General features: G+C 55.9%; 16 protein-coding genes. 10 read left to right on the top strand and 6 right to left on the bottom strand.

The window, feature by feature from the left end; translation table 11 throughout:
* Window positions 1-12: 12 nt before the first annotated feature.
* Genes TGAM_RS06770 through TGAM_RS06750 form a run of 5 tightly spaced genes read left to right on the top strand, consistent with a single transcriptional unit; the run spans window position 13 to window position 4136 of the window.
* Window positions 13-522, top strand: a complete 510-nt coding sequence (locus TGAM_RS06770; RefSeq protein ID WP_015858950.1) for a TIGR00288 family NYN domain-containing protein — start codon at window positions 13-15, stop codon at window positions 520-522.
* On the top strand, window positions 512-1012 hold the full coding sequence (locus tag TGAM_RS06765; protein WP_015858949.1) for a TIGR00288 family NYN domain-containing protein: 501 nt from the start codon (window positions 512-514) through the stop codon (window positions 1010-1012). The genes TGAM_RS06770 and TGAM_RS06765 overlap by 11 nt, the downstream gene beginning before the upstream one ends.
* A gap of 5 nt (window positions 1013-1017) precedes the next feature.
* On the top strand, window positions 1018-1944 hold the full coding sequence (locus tag TGAM_RS06760; RefSeq protein WP_048811232.1) for a calcium/sodium antiporter: 927 nt from the start codon (window positions 1018-1020) through the stop codon (window positions 1942-1944).
* A 38-nt stretch (window positions 1945-1982) separates the two neighbouring features.
* Window positions 1983-3728, top strand: a complete 1746-nt coding sequence (locus TGAM_RS06755; RefSeq protein ID WP_015858947.1) for a radical SAM protein — start codon at window positions 1983-1985, stop codon at window positions 3726-3728.
* A gap of 12 nt (window positions 3729-3740) precedes the next feature.
* Window positions 3741-4136 (top strand): PaaI family thioesterase, encoded by a 396-nt coding sequence (locus tag TGAM_RS06750; protein WP_015858946.1) that lies wholly within the window; start codon window positions 3741-3743, stop codon window positions 4134-4136.
* On the opposite strand, the gene TGAM_RS06745 is transcribed toward TGAM_RS06750, so the two are convergent.
* From TGAM_RS06745 to TGAM_RS06730, 4 genes are all read right to left on the bottom strand, one after another.
* Window positions 4133-5302 carry a pyridoxal phosphate-dependent aminotransferase gene (locus TGAM_RS06745; RefSeq protein ID WP_015858945.1) on the bottom strand — a complete coding sequence of 390 codons (1170 nt, stop codon included), beginning with the start codon at window positions 5300-5302 and terminating at the stop codon, window positions 4133-4135. The two genes, TGAM_RS06750 and TGAM_RS06745, sit on opposite strands and share 4 nt — an antisense overlap.
* Before the next feature lie 88 nt (window positions 5303-5390).
* A complete protein-coding gene (locus TGAM_RS06740; RefSeq protein ID WP_048811231.1) occupies window positions 5391-6371 on the bottom strand; it encodes a PIN domain-containing protein in 981 nt (326 codons plus the stop codon).
* Entirely contained in the window at window positions 6358-6822 is a 465-nt protein-coding gene (locus TGAM_RS06735) for a hypothetical protein (RefSeq protein WP_015858943.1), read from the bottom strand. Before TGAM_RS06735 ends, TGAM_RS06740 begins: the two co-directional genes overlap by 14 nt.
* An 8-nt stretch (window positions 6823-6830) precedes the next feature.
* Window positions 6831-7292 (bottom strand): DUF2284 domain-containing protein, encoded by a 462-nt coding sequence (locus tag TGAM_RS06730; protein WP_015858942.1) that lies wholly within the window; start codon window positions 7290-7292, stop codon window positions 6831-6833.
* A gap of 190 nt (window positions 7293-7482) precedes the next feature.
* Between TGAM_RS06730 and TGAM_RS06725 the strand changes: the two genes are divergently transcribed.
* The 5 genes from TGAM_RS06725 (at window position 7483) to TGAM_RS06705 (ending at window position 10792) form a co-directional block, all read left to right on the top strand.
* Complete coding sequence (locus tag TGAM_RS06725) at window positions 7483-7983, top strand: hypothetical protein (protein ID WP_015858941.1); 501 nt, start codon at window positions 7483-7485, stop codon at window positions 7981-7983.
* 58 nt (window positions 7984-8041) lie between these two features.
* Window positions 8042-8302, top strand: a complete 261-nt coding sequence (locus TGAM_RS06720; protein ID WP_015858940.1) for a hypothetical protein — start codon at window positions 8042-8044, stop codon at window positions 8300-8302.
* 9 nt (window positions 8303-8311) lie between these two features.
* Window positions 8312-9073: a 7-carboxy-7-deazaguanine synthase QueE gene (locus tag TGAM_RS06715; RefSeq protein WP_015858939.1), complete on the top strand. Its 762-nt coding sequence runs from the start codon at window positions 8312-8314 to the stop codon at window positions 9071-9073.
* A 73-nt stretch (window positions 9074-9146) separates the two neighbouring features.
* The gene (locus TGAM_RS06710) at window positions 9147-10112 is read left to right on the top strand and encodes a TIGR01177 family methyltransferase (RefSeq protein WP_048811422.1); all 966 of its coding nucleotides are present in this window, start codon (window positions 9147-9149) and stop codon (window positions 10110-10112) included.
* Between the two features lie 35 nt (window positions 10113-10147).
* The gene (locus tag TGAM_RS06705) at window positions 10148-10792 is read left to right on the top strand and encodes a DUF257 family protein (RefSeq protein ID WP_238516192.1); all 645 of its coding nucleotides are present in this window, start codon (window positions 10148-10150) and stop codon (window positions 10790-10792) included.
* Between the two features lie 132 nt (window positions 10793-10924).
* On the opposite strand, the gene glyA is transcribed toward TGAM_RS06705, so the two are convergent.
* Both glyA and TGAM_RS06695 read right to left on the bottom strand, forming a co-directional pair.
* On the bottom strand, window positions 10925-12208 hold the full coding sequence (gene glyA, locus TGAM_RS06700) for a serine hydroxymethyltransferase (RefSeq protein ID WP_015858936.1): 1284 nt from the start codon (window positions 12206-12208) through the stop codon (window positions 10925-10927).
* A gap of 89 nt (window positions 12209-12297) precedes the next feature.
* On the bottom strand, window positions 12298-13485 hold the full coding sequence (locus tag TGAM_RS06695; protein WP_048811230.1) for an aromatic amino acid transport family protein: 1188 nt from the start codon (window positions 13483-13485) through the stop codon (window positions 12298-12300).
* Between the last annotated feature and the right edge of the window lie 53 nt (window positions 13486-13538).

The raw sequence follows: 13538 nt of genomic DNA, 5'->3' as shown, positions 1-13538 counted from the left end.
CCGGTGTTCCCCATGAGCGGCAAGTGGGAGAAGATAGTCTCAATGACAAAGAGCGGCATAAGGATCATCGGCCAGATGAAGAGCAAGATATCGCGCGGCAAGAGAATAGCCCTTCTAATAGACGGTCCAAATATGCTGAGGAAAGAACTTGGCGTCAAGCTCGAGGATCTCGTTGAGGTTCTCTCCGAGATCGGGGACATCCGCGTCGCCAAGGTTGTTCTCAACCAGTACGCCCCCCAGGGGCTCATAGAGGCAGTTTCAAATCAGGGTTTTGAGCCGATGGTAGTCTCGGGCGAGACGGGAGTTAAGTTAGCTGTCGAGGCAATGAAGGAGATATACAACCCCCACATCGACGTCATCGCAATAGCCACGAGGAACGCGGAGTTTTTGCCCGTCATCCTCAAGGCCAAGGAAAAGGGAAAGGAAACGATCGTCATCGGTGTCGAGCCGGGATTTTCCGTTGCCCTGAAGCATGCGGCTGACTACGCCATAGTTCTCGGCGGTGAGAAAGATGAGGAATAGCATCTTCAGGATACTCAGGAGGGGCGAGAAGGAGGGTGAAGAACACCCCAAGAAGAAAATCGGCCTCATCATAGACGGGCCCAACATACTGCGAAAGGAGTTCGGCATAAAGCTCGAGGACATAATCGAGGCCCTAAACAGAATCGGGAGCGTCAGGATAGCCAAGGTGATACTCAATCAATACGCCCCGCAGGGACTGGTCGAGGCGATAGTGAACCAGGGGCTCGAACCCGTTATAGTTGCGGGGGACACCGACGTCAGGGTCGCGATCGAAACGATGGAGATGATCTACACCGCCGACGTGGACGTTATAGCCCTTGCATCCCGGGACGCGGACTTCCTGCCCCTCATCATAGAGGCAAAGAGGCACGGGAAGGAGACCGTTGTAATTGGCGTTGAGCCCGGCTTTTCCGTTGCCCTCCAGAACGCCGCCGATTACGTCATCAAAATGACACCCTCCCGGAAGGCCGAGAACGAGGAAGCCCGGTGATGAGAATGGAATCAACGGTCGTCGTTCTTGGAACCTTTGCGGTAGGCCTGGTTCTCCTGATCAAGGGAAGCGACCTCTTCATAGAGGCCGCGGCGAGGGTTGCGAAGGGTTTCGGTGTGAGCGAGTTTTTGATAGCCCTCGTCCTCGCGAGCGTCGCGACGACCCTTCCCGAGGTTACGGTCTCGGCTTTAGCCGCCCTCAGGGGGAGCAGTGACATAGCCCTCGGCAATGCCATTGGAAGTGCGTTGGCCAACATAGCCCTGATCTTGGGCGTCGCTTCGATGATCCTTCCCCTTGACGTGGATGAAACCTCGTGGAAGCACTCCGTGTTCCTGGTGGCAATAACGGCTTACGTTTCGCTCCTTATGCTCGACGGCACAATAGGGAGGCTCGACGGTTTAAGCCTCATCCTCATCTACCTCGGATTCCTGTACTACCTTTACCGGAAGCACATGAGCCTCGAGCCCATCGAGGCAGAGCGGGGAAACCCCAAGAGGGACGTTCTAATACTTTTTGGCTCGGGCCTGCTCGTCGTCGTTGGTGCAAAACTCGTCGTTAACAGCGCCGTCGAAATAGCCCGGGCAGCCGGGATTTCGGAGGTCGTCATAGGCCTAACCCTCGTTTCCATAGGCACCTCCCTGCCCGAGTTCACCAACGCCGTTATGGCTGCCTTAAAGCGGCTTCCCAACATAAGCGTGGGCAACATAATCGGCGCCGACATACTTGACATCCTCATGGTGATAGGCATAGCATCGCTCATAAGGCCCATCAAGGTTGATCCCGAGATACTCCACAGAACGGTTCCGCTTACTCTCTTGGTGATGCTCATCCTGACCTTTTCCCTCAAAAGGAACAACCGCGTCGGGAGGAAGACCGGCCTCGTCTTCCTGTCCCTCTACGCCCTCTTCCTCTACCTTTCGTTCTCTGGCTGAACGCTACCCTTTTAAATTTCTCCGCCCAGTCGGAGGCCATGAGGGTAGTTCTTGTAGACGGCTACACCGACGAACCGGCCGGTCTCGGCGTTCCGCCATACCTTGGCATCTATCCCAGATACGCCTACGGTGCGATAAAAAAAGCCAAGAAGGACGCTCGGGTGTTCTACCTGACGATAGATGACCTTCGGGCGACTTTCCTCGGCGAGCAGGGGATAAGGACGAGGAACAAGACCCCGAACTTTCCGAAGGTTAAGGAGATTCTGGAGAAGGCCGATTTGGTGGTTTACATAGGTGGTCTCCACACACCCGGAAAATATCTCTCAGCCGTTCCGGGAAGCGTTGAAGAGGTGGCACGGTTCCTGAGGGACGTGAAGGCAACCAAAATCCTCGGCGGGCCAGCGTTCATGGGTTCGGCCTCGATGGGTGGCGTTAAAATCACGAGCCGGGAGCTCCAGCTGGCCGAGAGCGTTTTTGATTACGTCGTCTACGGAGACCTGGAGGCTTTCCTCTTCGATTACCTGACTAGCCCAAAGGACGCCGACCCCTTCAGGTTCAGGAATTATAACGAATTGCGCGATTATGCAATTATCGGCGCTGAGGTGGTTAAGCAGTTTCCCGATTATCCCGACTTCGTCATCGTGGAGATTGAAACCCAGCGGGGCTGTCCAAAGGCGATGGGCATAGGGGGCTGTTCCTTCTGCACCGAGCCAGTTCGCTATAAAACCGTCGAGGACAGGCCTGTTGAGGACGTTGTCGCCGAGGTAAAGGCCCTCTACGACCTCGGAGTGAGACACTTCAGGGTTGGGAGACAGAGCTGTATATTCTCCTATATGGCGAGGCCGAACGGACGCGTTCCGGTTCCTAACCCCGATGTCATTGAAAAGCTCTTCGCCGGAATCCGTTCGGTCGCCCCGGACGTTAAAACGCTCCACGTGGACAACGCCAACCCAGCTGTTATAGCCAACTACCCGGAGGAGAGCGTGAGGATTGCGAAGGCGCTCATAAAGTACGGGACGCCGGGCAACGTCGTTGCCTTCGGCCTCGAAAGTGCGGACCCCAAGGTTGCCAAGCTGAACAACCTGAACGCTACAGCGGAGGAAACGTATGAGGCCGTGAAGATTCTCAACGAAGTCGGGGCTAAGAGGGGCTACAACGGAATGCCATGGCTTTTACCTGGGATAAACATAATCTTCGGCCTGCCGGGCGAGACGAAGAAGAGCTACGAGATAACCTTCCAGTTCCTCAAAAGGCTCCTTGACGACGGGCTGATGGTGAGGAGGATAAACATAAGGCAGGTCGTCGTCTTTCCAGGAACGCCGCTGTGGCATATGAGAAGCAAAGTCAAGACAGAGAAGCACAAGCGCTTAATCCAGCACTACCGCCACAAGATAAGGCACGAGATTGATTTGCCGATGCTCAAAAGGGTCGTCCCGGTTGGGACGGTTCTGAGGGACGTTCGTGCTGAGGTCTTTGATAACGGCCTAACTTATGGGAGGCAGATAGGGAGCTACCCCCTCATCGTCGGGATTCCCAAGGAGGTTCCCCTAAACCGCTTCTACGACGTTCTAATCGTTGATCACGGCTTCAGGAGCATAACCGGAATCCCAGTTCCGATAAATGTGAACCGAGAGAGCCCCAAAGTTCTGCAGCTCATCCCGGGAATCGGAAAGAAGACCGCAACCAGAATCCTCGCGAAGAGGCCCTTCAGGAGCAGAGAAGAGTTCTTTGAGGTCGTGGACCCGGGAGTGCGGGAGGTTTTAAAGGATCTTGTGGAACTCTAACCGGTGGTCGCAATGGAGCAGAGGACGCACAAACTTACCTCCGGGAGGCTCGTCGGGAAGCCTGTGAAGATTGAACCCGGAAGGGCGGAGGTTGAGCTTTTAACGACCGATGAGATGGCTGTTGACGAGTACGGCCTCGTTCACGGCAGCTTCACCTTTGGCCTGGCAGACTACGCGGCCATGCTCGCCGTCAACGAGCCCACCGTCGTGCTTGGGAAAGCTGAAGTGAAGTTCCTCAAGCCCGTTAAGGCCGGTGAGCGGCTGATTGCGAGGGCCGAGGTCGTTGAGGACCTTGGCAGAAAAAAGATCGTGAGGGCAGAGGTTCTGAACGATAATGGGGAGAGGGTCTTTGAGGGCACATTCCACTGCTACGTTCTTGAGAAGCACGTGCTGGAAAAGGGGGATTAAACGAGGTCCCTCTCCTTCAAGACCTTTTCCATCCTGTCCATCGCTTCCTCAAGCTTCTCGTAGGCTGTTGCATAGCTTATCCTGATGTAGCCCTCACCGGCCTTTCCAAAGGCCGAGCCCGGAACGACGGCAACTTTCGCCTCCTTCAGCATGAGCTCGCTGAACTCGTGGTCTGTCAGACCGGTATCCCTGATCCTCGGGAATATGTAGAACGCTCCCTTTGGCTTGACAGTTGGGAGTCCCATCTCGTTAAGACGCTTCCAAACGAGCTTTCTCCTCCTGTCGTACTCCTTCCGCATCTCCTCAACGGCCTTCCAGCTCCGTTCATCCTCAAGGGCCTTGGCAGCGGCGTACTGGGCGAACGTAACGGGACATGTGGCGTTGTACATCTGGAAGCGTGTCATCTTCTCGATGATCCAGGCCGGGGCCGCGACGAAGCCGAGCCGCCAGCCCGTCATGGCGAAGGTCTTGGAGAAGCCGTTTATCGTTATCGTCCTCTCGAACATGCCGTCGAGGGAAGCGATGCTGTGGTTTCTCGCTCCGTCGTAGACGAAGTGCTCGTAAACTTCATCGCTGAAGACGATGAGGTCGTGCTCTACCGCGAAGTCCGCGATCTCTTCAAGGTCCTTCTTGGTCAGAACCGCGCCGGTGGGGTTGTTGGGGGAGTTTATGATGAGCGCCCTCGTCTTCTCGCTCACGTGCTTCTCGAGGTCGTCAACGGAAAGACGGAACTCGTTCTCCTCGTAGGTCGGGACCTCAACCGGTTTTCCTCCGGCGAGAATAACGGCCGGGGCATAGCTGACGAACATCGGACTGGGTATGAGGACTTCCTCCCCGTCCTTTAAAAACGTGGCAAGGCCCATTATGAAGGCCTGGTTCGCCCCAACGAGCACCATTATCTCGCTCTTGGGGTCGGCCTCGATGCCGTTCTGCTTCCTGAGCTTCCTCGCTATCGCCTCGCGGAGCATCGGCAGGCCTGCGTTGGGGCCGTAGTGAGTCATGCCCCTGTCAAGGGCCTCCTTTGCGTACTCTTTTATATGCTCCGGCGTGTCAAAGTCCGGTTCGCCAATTCCAAGAGAAATGACGTCCTCCATACCGGCGGCCAGGTCAAAGAGCTTTCTAATCTCAGAAGGGTTGACGAGCTCGAGTCTGTCGCTCAGCGCCATGAGCATCACCGCTCTACCTTCGCGGCGATGTTTATAATCTTACCTCACCGAAAAGATGGACATCGAAGTGCTTTTATGTACCTTAAGGTTATCCCCTCATTATGGTCTCAAGACGCCTGCAGAGGTTCAGGTGGAACAGGAATTTCTGGAACAGGTCCTCGTCCCGGAACAGGAGCTTAAGTTCGTTGAGCTTTCTTTTTCCTCCAAACTCACCGTAGATTATTGTCCCGTTGAGATCAATAACGCCGAAAACGGCCGCGAGGTTAAAGATTAATGTTCTCAGCTGGTAGGCTGACACCTCGTGTGTTCCAAGCTCTTTCGTGGGGTACTCGAAGAGGAAGTACTCGAGGCCCTCCATCCTGGCCACGTCAGTTATTGCCAGGTCAGCCGTCAGGAAAACGAGCAGAGAAGGACTCATCTCGTCGAAGTGCTTGAGGGTTTTCACTATCACTTCGTCGTTGTTGTGGCCGCTTCCGTACCTTTCGGCTATTATTATCCTGTCCCTAAGGGCCTCAAACTCCTTGAGGGCTATGTAGGCAGCTTTTCTGGCCTTTTTGGTTCTCCTGTTGGAGAGCTCATGGAGCAGGTGGCCGTTCTTCACCTCACGTGAGATCTCCACGAGGAGCTGGCGCCTGTACTTGTAGTTCATCGCCGCCTCGATCTCGTTCTTAACGTCCTCGGCGACGACGATCTGATAACCGTCGAGCGGCCGGTAGGAGGAGATAAAGCGGTGGTAGAAGAGGTTCGTGTCGGGGGCGAAGGAGACGCCCTTCCGCAGAACCCGGTACACCTCGAGCATGTTGGCGAACTCGTCTATGTTGTCGTAGGTTATTATGCCGGACGAGATAAAGGTCTCGTAGAAGTCAGAGTAGGAGGGAAGTTCGGGGTGCCTGCCTTTGAAGTCATGCCTCCCCGCGAGAACGCTGAGGGTGTAGCCCCTCTCGCTTTCCCTGGCCGAGAAGAGGGGTATCTCATAGAGGGGGTAGCTCACGGTGATTCCGCTCCTTTGGAGGAGGTTTATCAGTATCTGGAGCTCGGGCTTCTCTATCACGACCTCAATCATTGCCATCACCGAGGAAGTTTTTGAGCCTCTGCATGTGGATGGGCAGCATCATGTAGGGCCTGTTTGGAAAGGCCACGTCGAGCAGTGCCATGTAGAGGATCTCCCTCAGGTTGCAGTTCCTGCTCTGGACTATCGCGGCCGCCACGAGGGCCTTCCTTCCGGAAGTCATGTTCAGAATCACGTCTTCGCCATCTATCTCCGAGAAAAGCTCGCGGAAGACCCTATCCGCCATCTGAAAGTCGTCGTCATCGATGACCCTCGTCTCTATCGCCGGTTCGAAGCCGTAAGCCCTTGAGATCTCCCTCAGGGCCTCGACGATCTTCGGGAGGGATCGGGAGTACCTCCGCTCCGTCACCACGTAAACGGCCCTCGGCCGGGATCCCCTCATCACAGAGGCGTAGTAAGTGTTCACGAGGGCCCAGGGCGTCCTTCCGAGCAGGGCTACATGGACGGTCATAACACCACCTACTCAACCATTATCAGGCCGTACAGGACGCTCTCCGAGAACTTTATCTCGACGAGGGAGCTCAGCTCCACACCGATGGCGTCCAAGCTCGGCCTCACTTTCTCGGGCATCCTGCAGGGTTCGCCCCTTTCAAAGGGGCAGTCGTCGCAGAGGTTGCAGCTTCCGGGGAAGAGGGCCATTGCGTAGAGCTTTCCCTGCCGGAAGAGCTCCCTCTCCCTGTCAAGAAGCCAGAGGATTGCCTTTCTTTTCTCGTTCTCGAAGTCGTCCATGTTGATCTCGAACTTCACGAGTAGGGCGCGTCTGAATGACCTGACCCAATCTCTGGCTTCCCTCCAGTCGGGGGCATGGGGAGGACAGCCCGGCCTTTTGCCGTACATCGGGCAGGCTCTGCACTTCCACACAGGTCGAGGTGAGACCACGATGTCCTTGGCAGGGATTTCCCTCTCCCAGAGCACACGCATAATTAAAAAAACGGTGTCAGCTTTTTAACTTTTCAGAAGGGGGGCGTTGGGGCTGTCGCCCCCCTGGGGATCCCGACGTCATCGCAACCCAATACTCGTCGGGCACTGGAACGTTATGAGTTTCCCGATAAAAGTCTTTCCTAGCCAAACCCTTATAACCCGTTCACCGCTCCAAGAACCGGTGCGCGACATGGTTGGTACCGTGAGCAGGATAGTCCGCTTCGAGGACGAAGAAGCATTCATAAACGATCTCGACCTCGCGCTGGAGGCGTTCTCATACCTGGCCAGCAAATACGGCCACAACCCCGTCGAGGGTGTCGTCCTCTGGGATCAGCTCGGGATAAAGGACGAGGAGGGAATGAAGGTTTTTCGTGTCGGTGAGTTTCCCTTCGTTGAAGGTTTGCTCAAGCTCGATCTGGAGAGAATACGGATCCTTGAGAGGTATTTCGACGAGATGGAGTCCAAGTGGGACGAACTGAGCGTTGAGGACATAGCGAACTACGTCGATCTCATGAATGAGGCCCTCGGCGAGGAGAGGGTTTACTACGATGCCTACTCCTTGGGTCTTGACAGGAACACCGCCTACATCATACTGAACCTCGTTTCACTAAACTACCTGGAGAGTGTTTTGGAGGGTAAAGACAGGGAGATCTTCGAGGAGGCCGTTGGCCTGCTCCTCAAGTACCTCTGACATAATAGCACAATTCAATAATTGGGTCATTATGTAATCGCATAATGAGGTGGTCGCGGTGCTCTTCAAGAAGCGCGGAACCTTCACGGAGGAGGACGCGAGAAAAGTGATCGAGTGGATGAGCGCCCATCCGGAGGAAAAAGAACTCATAGTGATGGCCGAAGCGGTTACGGCCGAGGCGAAAAGGCGCCTCTGGGACTACGCGAGGGCTGTTCAGCTCATGGCGGATTTCACCGGCGAGGAGAGGGAAGTCAGAGTCGAAATCCTCGAGGGTTACGTGAGCGAGAAGGTCAGGGGTATTGATGTTGAGAGCCTGTGAGGTGGAACTATGAAGCTCATAATGGCCGAGGTCTTCAACAGCTGGCAGGGTGAAGGGGGAAGCGTTGAGGGCTCTGCATTCGGCAGGAGGCAGATTTTCGTCCGTTTTGCAGGTTGCGACCTTAACTGTGCCTGGTGTGATTCCAGGGAGTACATCGACCCTTCCCGCGTTTCCCGCTGGAGGTACGAGGTGGAGCCCTTCACCGCGAAGTTCGAGTACAAACCCAATCCGGCGGAGCTTGAGGATGTGGTTGATGCAGTTCTGCGCCTCGATACCGGCGATATACACTCGATAAGCTACACCGGGGGAGAGCCCACCCTTCAGGTGAAGCCTTTAAAAGCCCTCATGGAACGCATGAAAAGCCTCGGCTTCGATAACTTCCTCGAAACTCACGGTGGCCTGCCGGAGCTCATAGAGGAAGTCGCCCCCCTCACCGATTATGCGAGCGTGGACATAAAGGACGAGACGGCCAGGGCAACGGAAGACTGGCGCTCCCTGGTTCTCCGCGAGGTCGAGAGCATAAGGATTTTGAGGGAAGCCGGCGTGAAGGTCTACGCCAAGCTCGTGGTCACCCCGGAAACGAAGATCGAAAACGTCCGCTGGTACGCGGAGCTTTTGAAGGGCCTCGCTCCGCTCGTAATCCAGCCGAGGGAGCCGATTGAGATCTGCCAGAGAAGGCTCATGGATCTTTACCGCGAGGCTGCATTGATCCTCGGCAGGAAGAACGTTGGGCTTAGTTTCCAGGTGCATAAGTACCTCAACGTCCTGTAACGTTAAGGCGCGAATAAGTGGGGGGTCTGCGGTGAGGAAGCTGTACGTTGAGATACTCGGCAACCTACCGGAGATGGCGAGGGACGAAGTGAAGGCAATGCTTGAACTCGGGGGAGGAGAGGTACTCGGCCAGGACTACCTCTTCCTCAAGGTTGGTGCCCCCGAGAGGGCCCTCCCGTTTCTGGATCGCTTAGGCCTTGCCCACGAGTACGGCGAGCTTTTTGTGGAGGCAGATTCCGTCGATGATCTCCTCCAAAAGGCCAAGGAGATGGAGTGGCCGATCCGGGGAACCTTCAAGGTGGACACGGAAACGATGGCCAACTGCCGCTTTAACGTTCTCGACCTTCCGAGGAAGCTCGGGGCTGTGATTCACTCGCAAGGCTTTCGCGTCAACCTCTCAAGACCCGACACGGTCGTGAGGGTTTACTGTGGTGAGAAGCTCTACGCGGGGATAAGGTTACGCTTCTTTGACCCCAAGGACTTCGAGAGACGAAAAGCTCATCACAGGCCCTTCTTCAGGCCGATCTCGCTCCACCCGAGGGTTTCTCGTGCGCTGGTGAACCTGACAAAAGCTCAGAGAGAGCTCCTCGATCCCATGATGGGAGCGGGAGGGATACTCATCGAGGCCGGTCTCCTTGGGCTCAAGGTCTATGGGGTGGACATAAGGCCGGAGATGGTTGAGGGCGCCGAAAGAAACCTTCGCCACTACGGCGTGAAGGATTACGAACTCAGGCTCGGCGATGCAACGAGGCTTGAAGAAGTCTTCCCCGGAAAGGAGTTCGAGGCAGTCGCCACCGACCCGCCCTATGGAACCGCTGCGACTCTCGCTGGGAGGAGGAGGGAAGACCTTTACCGGAAGGTGCTGGAGAGCGTTTACCGCGTTTTAAGGCCGGGTGGGAGGCTTGCAATAGCGTTTCCAGCGAGTTTTGACGGGAAGGCGGAGGCAGAGAGAAGAGGCTTCATTACCCTGGGAAGGTACTATCAGCGGGTGCACAAGAGCCTCGAGCGGTACTTTTATGTGTTTGAAAAACGAACCTAGAAAGCTTTTTACGCCGAAGATCATAGTCTCTATTGGTGAGGTATTTGACGAAACTCGAAATATCACTCGGTGAGTTTGTGGGGAGATTGAAGCCCGGGGAGGATGTTCTCGTCGAGTACTCATCGACGACCCCCGTTCACATCCTGTTCTACCGGTTCCTCAGGGCCTTGGCAAACCTTGGAAAACCCTTTATGATCCTCGACGAGCTCGACCAGCTCCACGTCCTTAGGGCACACCTCAAGATAATGGGACTCGACACGGGCCTTATCGACAGCGCTATCGTAGTGAAGATGGGAGGAATAATCAAAACTGGCTCTGTCGTCGGAAAGGTGGATCTGACCAAGGAGCCCCCTGTTAGAAAGAAGCACTACGAGGCAATACTGGCCAGGATCGGAGAGGAGAAAGGCTTTCGGCTCATAGTGGGGTTTGAAAAGGTGCTCGCCAGCTATGAGAACGATCTCCGTGAAAAAGAGCGCATCTTCGGATATCTCGTTCGCCCTCATCTGGGAAACCCGGAGCGGGTAACGGTCTACTTCGTGAATAGAGACCTGATCTCCGGGAAAACCCTCAACGAGCTGAGGGAGCACTGCACTAGGGTTCTGACATTGGACAAAAGGCCTTGTCTGGAGGTCTTGAAGTCACTGAACATCGAAGAATACGGGGCCGAGATAAAGTTCTGATGGCTGTGCGGCACCCGGCCGTTCAACCACCAGGGGGTGCATGGCTGACGAAGGCCGGGCACCGCACGAGAATAAACTACGCTCCGGGAACTTATAACGTTTTTCCGACGGGGGAAGAAAAGGAGAAAGAAATCATTCCCTGAGCGGCAGGCCATGGTCGAAGGAGTAGTATACCTTCTGGAACTCGGCGCGGAAGCCGTAGACGTCGCGCCTGACCTTCTTCGGATCCTCCTTGTCGATGAGGACGCGCCTGATGAAGTGAGCAATCTCCTTCATGTCGTCCTCGAACATTCCAACGCGGGTCATCTCCTGGACGCCTATGCGCAGACCGCTCGGCTCGTTGACCTTCTCAAGCGGGTCCCAGGGCAGGAGGTTCTTGTTGAGGATTATGCCGGCCTCCTCAAGGAGCGGTGCGGCCCAGCCTCCAGCAGCGGGGTGGAGGTCTGAAACGTCAACTATGACCTGGTGGCTCTCGGTGTAGCCCTTGTCCTCGCCGATGACCTTGAAGCCCTCCTCCGCTAACGCCTCGGCCAGAGCTTTCGCGTTCTTGACGACCTGGGCCGCGTACTTCTCACCGTACTCCAGCATCTCTGCGGCGGTGATTACCTTTCCGGCCATGTGGTGGAGGTGGTGGTTGCTCAGCACACCTGGGAAGATGGCCCACTGGAGCTTGGCTATCTCCTCCGTTTCACCGAACTTCTTGTAGAGGATTACACCGCCCTGTGGCCCGGGGAAGGTCTTGTGGGTCGAAGCGGTGATTATGTCGGCTCCCTCGCGGAGCGGATCCTGGAACTGCTTTCCGGCGATGAGGCCGAGGACGTGTGCTGCGTCGTACATAACATAGGCTCCAACCTCCTTAGCGACGGGTGCGAGCTCTTTGACCGGGTGCGGGAACGGGAAGAGCGAGCCGCCAAAGACGACTATCTTCGGCTCGAGCTCGCGGATGAGCTTCTCGGCCTTGTCAACGTCGATGTTGAAGGCCTCGTTGTCGAAGGGCCAGGTGTGGACTTCTAGCCCCCTCATTCCCGCCGCCCCGAAGGGCATGTGGCTTATGTGTCCACCATGACTGGTGTGGAGAACTATAGCCTTGTCTCCCGGCTGGGTGAGGCCAAAGAAAGCCGCCTGATTGGCGTTGGTTCCGGAAATCGGTCTCAGGTCAGCGAAATCGCTCCCGAAGAGCTTCGTGAAGAGCTCCACTCCAATCAGTTCGACCTCGTCAACGTATTTGCACCCCTGGTAATACCTCTGCCTCGGCCAGCCCTCGGCGTACTTATGCATGAAACCGCTCGCCACCGCTCTTGTTACGCTCGGAGAGGTCACGTTCTCGCTCGCTATGAGGTTTATCGTGTGGGCCCTCCAGTGCTCGTGGTCCTCAATAAAGTTCAGAACCCTGTCGCGGTATTCGCGGTAGCTCATGGGAAACACCTCGATTGTGCTTTGAACGACGTGGATATAAACCTTACCACAGCTGTCCACACGCACAAAAAAGTACATTAATAAATGGCTCACCGACGCCTCAGCCTGTCGACGAGCCAGATGAGTACCGGTAGGATTATGAAGGCCATCATGTCTCCAGTATCGCCAGCGAAAGCCAAGACGTCAGCGAAGTTCTTGACGCCGGCGAAGTAAACCAGAGCGGGTGGAATTACCGTCAGACCCCACGCTATCGGCCTCTTGAGCCTCACGAACTCCTCGTTGTTGCTCTGCTGAGCCAAGGCGATTCCGATGTAGCTCGTGGTTATTGCCAGGAGCGGGATGAGATTGCCGACGATTCTTCCAAGGTGGCCGTAAAGGAGCTCAAGGCCCTGCGTGGCTATCTGGGGCGTGTTCCTGCCGAAGGCGAGGAGGAAGGCGACCATGAATACCGCGTAGATGGCCGTCGGTATTATGAACGCCCAGACGAGGACTTTCTTGGTCTCCTCGTAGCTTCCGAGGCCCTTGTAAACGTCTGGGATTACCGTGTGGCAGCCGAGTGCGAAGATTGCGACACCAGTTATGCTCAGGATTCCCGAGAGGTCTGCATAGAGGCCGTTGCTCACCTTCGCGTGGGGAATCAGCATGAGGGTAACCGCTATGAAGAGCGCCAGCATGACGTAGCTCATCGCCAGCTCCGTCTTTCCGCTGGCTTCGAGGCCGTGATAGACGACGAACGAGGCCAAAACCCAAAAGACGAACGCTCCAACCGTTTCGTTTATCCCGAAGAGGCCCGCGAAGACGCTTCCCATTCCAGCTATGTATGCTAAGATAGCTCCGAAGCTCATTATGGAGATGCTCACGTACATCAGCCAGCCACCGACCCTTCCGAGGGTTCTCTGGGCTACCGTGCTCATCTGTGCCCCGCCCATTCCTGCCGAGAACCTGAGGACGATGAGGCCCGTCCAGAGCATGAGGAACATCACGCCGATGAGCACTGCCAGCGCTGGGATGAGACCGACCTTGCTGGCGGCATATGGTAGGCCCAGTACTCCCGCACCTATCTGAGTCCCCACGAGGATTGCCAGAGCCTCCCCCCGGGTTATGCGCTTCTTCTCGACGTGTATCGTGCTTGTCCTCAGTCCCCGAATTCCCTTCCTCCGTCTGATGTTCTGGATCACTATGAGTTTTTTCCGCCTCTGCGCCGCTATTCTTGCGGAGTAATAGCGACCGTGTGACGTGGTGACCTTTTTTCTCTCAACTCCCTCCGAGACCGGCATCTCTCTCACCCCGTTCAATGTCCAAATGAATACAATTTAAACCCTCCCACGAA

The sequence above is a fragment of the Thermococcus gammatolerans EJ3 genome (assembly GCF_000022365.1).
GTDB lineage: Archaea > Methanobacteriota_B > Thermococci > Thermococcales > Thermococcaceae > Thermococcus > Thermococcus gammatolerans.
Note: the sequence above shows the minus strand (reverse complement) of the source record. Positions and strands in the feature narration are given on the sequence as shown.

What these genes read in the sequence shown, in the direction of transcription:
- TGAM_RS06740 (WP_048811231.1), bottom strand. Translation starts at nt 6,371, where the DNA reads ATGGCAATGATTGAGGTCGTGATAGAGAAGCCCGAGCTCCAGATACTG.
- TGAM_RS06735 (WP_015858943.1), bottom strand. Translation starts at nt 6,822, where the DNA reads ATGACCGTCCATGTAGCCCTGCTCGGAAGGACGCCCTGGGCCCTCGTG.
- TGAM_RS06725 (WP_015858941.1), top strand. Translation starts at nt 7,483, where the DNA reads ATGGTTGGTACCGTGAGCAGGATAGTCCGCTTCGAGGACGAAGAAGCA.
- TGAM_RS06745 (WP_015858945.1), bottom strand. Translation starts at nt 5,302, where the DNA reads ATGGCGCTGAGCGACAGACTCGAGCTCGTCAACCCTTCTGAGATTAGA.
- TGAM_RS06770 (WP_015858950.1), top strand. Translation starts at nt 13, where the DNA reads ATGAGCGGCAAGTGGGAGAAGATAGTCTCAATGACAAAGAGCGGCATA.
- TGAM_RS06710 (WP_048811422.1), top strand. Translation starts at nt 9,147, where the DNA reads ATGGCGAGGGACGAAGTGAAGGCAATGCTTGAACTCGGGGGAGGAGAG.
- TGAM_RS06765 (WP_015858949.1), top strand. Translation starts at nt 512, where the DNA reads ATGAGGAATAGCATCTTCAGGATACTCAGGAGGGGCGAGAAGGAGGGT.
- TGAM_RS06760 (WP_048811232.1), top strand. Translation starts at nt 1,018, where the DNA reads ATGGAATCAACGGTCGTCGTTCTTGGAACCTTTGCGGTAGGCCTGGTT.
- TGAM_RS06755 (WP_015858947.1), top strand. Translation starts at nt 1,983, where the DNA reads ATGAGGGTAGTTCTTGTAGACGGCTACACCGACGAACCGGCCGGTCTC.
- TGAM_RS06715 (WP_015858939.1), top strand. Translation starts at nt 8,312, where the DNA reads ATGAAGCTCATAATGGCCGAGGTCTTCAACAGCTGGCAGGGTGAAGGG.
- glyA (WP_015858936.1), bottom strand. Translation starts at nt 12,208, where the DNA reads ATGAGCTACCGCGAATACCGCGACAGGGTTCTGAACTTTATTGAGGAC.
- TGAM_RS06695 (WP_048811230.1), bottom strand. Translation starts at nt 13,485, where the DNA reads ATGCCGGTCTCGGAGGGAGTTGAGAGAAAAAAGGTCACCACGTCACAC.
- TGAM_RS06750 (WP_015858946.1), top strand. Translation starts at nt 3,741, where the DNA reads ATGGAGCAGAGGACGCACAAACTTACCTCCGGGAGGCTCGTCGGGAAG.
- TGAM_RS06730 (WP_015858942.1), bottom strand. Translation starts at nt 7,292, where the DNA reads ATGCGTGTGCTCTGGGAGAGGGAAATCCCTGCCAAGGACATCGTGGTC.